The 3,222-nt window shown below is 52.8% G+C and carries 3 protein-coding genes; all 3 read right to left on the bottom strand.

Annotated features, from left to right (window positions below):
* On the bottom strand, positions 1-582 hold a 582-nt coding region (locus tag WG8_RS13555), incomplete at its 3' end, for a pyrroline-5-carboxylate reductase family protein (RefSeq protein ID WP_007430768.1).
* Between the two features lie 39 nt (positions 583-621).
* The gene (locus WG8_RS13550; protein ID WP_007430767.1) at positions 622-1,914 is read right to left on the bottom strand and encodes a glutamate-5-semialdehyde dehydrogenase; all 1,293 of its coding nucleotides are present in this window, start codon (positions 1,912-1,914) and stop codon (positions 622-624) included.
* Positions 1,915-1,926: 12 nt separating this feature from the next.
* Entirely contained in the window at positions 1,927-3,135 is a 1,209-nt protein-coding gene (gene proB, locus WG8_RS13545; RefSeq protein ID WP_043891070.1) for a glutamate 5-kinase, read from the bottom strand.
* Positions 3,136-3,222: the final 87 nt, after the last annotated feature.

Here is a 3,222-nt window from a genome sequence, read left to right as displayed (position 1 = left end):
ATAGTAGATATAGGCAGGACCGCTTCCGGAGATCCCGGTCAAAATATCCATTTTCTCTTCTTCTATCACAGTCACCGTACCTACAGACTCGAACATGGTGAGCACATTCTTACGCTGGTCTTCGCTGATCTCTTTGGAAAAGCTGATGCCTGTCGCTCCCAGTCCAATCGAGCTGGAGGTGTTGGGCATCGTCCGTGCGATTGGCTGCTTGCGGCCGAGCAGTGTTTGCATCGTACGAATGGACAATCCGGCGATGACCGAAATGATCAACTGATCCTCTGACAGGAGCGGGCCGAGCTGTCCCAGTGCCCCGGCAGCATCCTTGGGCTTCATGGCAAGCACGATGACCGGAGAACGGCGCAGCAGCTCGGTTTTGGCGGCTTCCTCTGTTTGGAACAGCACCCCGTATTGCTGCTGGAGTTCTTCAAGGCGCGCCTGATTGCTGCGGTTAATGACAGTAATGCCGCCACGTTTGACAACGGAACGAGCCGTCATTCCGCGAATGATAGCCTCTGCCATGGAGCCTGCTCCGAAAAACGTAATTTGCTCGTTAATTAAAAACTTTGACTGTGATTCACACATGAATTCATAACCTCCAAGAATACGGATTGATTTATAATATTATTCCCTGATTTGTCCAGTACCGTACACACGGTATTTGGTTGAAGTCAGCGCAGGCAGGCCCATAGGGCCGCGGGCATGCAATTTTTGGGTGCTGATCCCGATCTCAGCGCCAAACCCGAATTCAAAGCCATCTGTGAAGCGGGTGGAGGCATTGTGATATACAGCTGCTGCATCCACTTCCTGAAGGAAACGTTCGGCATGGGCTTTATCCTCGGTGACAATACATTCCGAGTGCATCGTGCCGTAACGGGCAATATGCTCAAGTGCTTCGTCCAGATGGTCTACCACCTTGACGTTCATAATGTAATCATTGTACTCTGTGCTGTAGTCCTCCTCCGTGGCTGTAACAGCCCAGGGAACCAGTGCACGCGTCCGTGCGCAGCCACGCAGCTCAACGCCAGCATCACGGAAGCGTTCTGCCAAGCTCGTTAAGTGTGCTTGTGCAAAATCGGCGTGAACGAGCAGCGTTTCCATCGAGTTGCACACAGACGGTCTTTGCACCTTGGCGTTCAGCGTAATGGCTTCCGCCATCTGTGTATCCGCCGTAGCGTCCAAATACGTATGGCATACGCCAGCGCCAGTCTCGATGACAGGCACAGTAGCGTTTTGAACTACGTTTTGGATGAGCGAACGCCCACCACGTGGGATAATCACATCCAGCAGACCGTTCAAGGTGAGCATTTCGTTGACGGAGGCGCGGTCTGAATCTTCAATCAGTTGAAGTGCCTCGCGGGGTACGGCTGTTGTGTCCAGCGCCTGCTGAAGCACTTCAATGATTTTGCGGTTGGAGGCGAGGGCCGCCGAACCACCGCGCAGCACAACCGGATTGCCTGTTTTTAGGCACAGGCCCGCAGCATCTACCGTTACATTCGGACGGGCTTCATATATGATGCCAATGACACCCAGCGGCACACGTATTTTCTCAATCCGTAGACCGTTAGGACGTTCGATCTGTTCCAGCATGTCACCGACTGGATCAGGCAACTCGGCAATTTGGCGCAGTCCTTCGGCGATAGCCCCGATTCGCTCCTCGGTCAGCTTGAGACGGTCGAGCAGCGATTCCGACGTTCCCAATTCACGTCCACGCTGCAAATCGTCACTGTTCGCTGCAATCAGCTCTTCCGTATGGCTCACCAATGCCTCTGCCATAGCGAGCAATGCTTTATTTTTTTGTGCTGTTGTCAGTCGGTTCATGGCTCCGGCACTTTTTTTGGCCAAAGTCGCTTTGGCCCGTACTTCACTGAACTGGTTTTCCTCTGTTGCAGCTGTGTTCGTCGTTAATTCACTCATGTTATGGCCTCCCTACATATATAGTGTAATCCATTCATCCCTGTGGATCACCTCAAGCCGGTGAATGGGACCGATTTTGCCCACAACTTCGCCGCTGGGTAATCCTTGTACGATTCGAAGCTGTTCATCGTCATAATTGACGATGCCGCGCCCTAACACCTTATTTTCCGGCCCCAGCACCTCTACGACATCCCCTGCATGAAAGCTGCCTTCGACACGCCGTACGCCAACGGGAAGCAGACTGTGTCCCCCGTGGACCAACGCCTCCTCAGCCCCATGGTCTACATGCACTGTACCCAGAGGGGTGGACATAAAACCAAGCCATTGCTTTTTCATCGGCAGTGAAGAGAGGTGGGTGTCAAAATAAGTTCCCGGCCCGTGTCCTTCGACGGCTGCGTCCAGATCGCCGTTAGCACTGACACGTCCTACATACACAGGCACACCACCACGCGTAGCTACCTTGGCAGCTTCGATCTTGGATCGCATGCCGCCCGTACCTACTGCTGAGCCGGAGCCTCCAGCGAGTGCATAAATCTCCTCCGTAATTTCGTCGATACGTTCAAAGCGTACGGCGTTCGGATGTTTGCGCGGGTCTGCCGTATATACGCCATCAGTATCTGTAATGATGATCAAATGCTGGGCTTTGACCAGATTGGCAACCAGTGCAGACAGCATATCGTTATCGCCGAATTTCAATTCGTCAATCGATACGGTGTCATTTTCGTTAAAGATGGGGATAATCTGCTGGCGCAGCAGCTCTTCCACGGTCATTCCGGCATTGTTCATCCGTTTGCGGCTCAAAAAATCACTGCGGGTCAGCAGAATCTGCGCGCTTACCAGGTCAAAATCTTTAAAAGCCTGCTGATAGGCCTGCATAAGAAGTGCTTGACCAACGGCTGCTGCCGCCTGTTTTTCATGCAGCAGCTTAGGGCGAAACGGGTACCCGATCTCCCGGAATCCGGCGGCTACTGCGCCTGATGTGACCAGCAGCACTTCATGGCCTTTTGCACGAAGCAAGCTGATTTCCCGGGCAAAAAAGGCGATGGCCTCCCGGTTTAAGCCACCTTCCACTCCAGTCAGGGAGCTGCTTCCGATTTTAATGACGATACGTGTCGACAAGACGTCCACTTCCTTAATCTGTGCTCTTTTTGTAAAACAAAAAAACTTCCATCCTTTGTATGCAAAGGACGAAAGTTTATACTTCCGCGGTACCACCTTCATTGATGATTCATGATCATCCCACTTGAGACCTGTTAACGGCAGGCACCGCCTGATTGCGCAGGGCGCTCGGGGGTAGGAGTTGGGAGA

It is taken from the genome of Paenibacillus sp. Aloe-11, from assembly GCF_000245715.1.
In the GTDB taxonomy this organism is placed as follows: Bacteria; Bacillota; Bacilli; order Paenibacillales; family Paenibacillaceae; genus Paenibacillus; species Paenibacillus kribbensis.
Note: the sequence above shows the minus strand (reverse complement) of the source record. Positions and strands in the feature narration are given on the sequence as shown.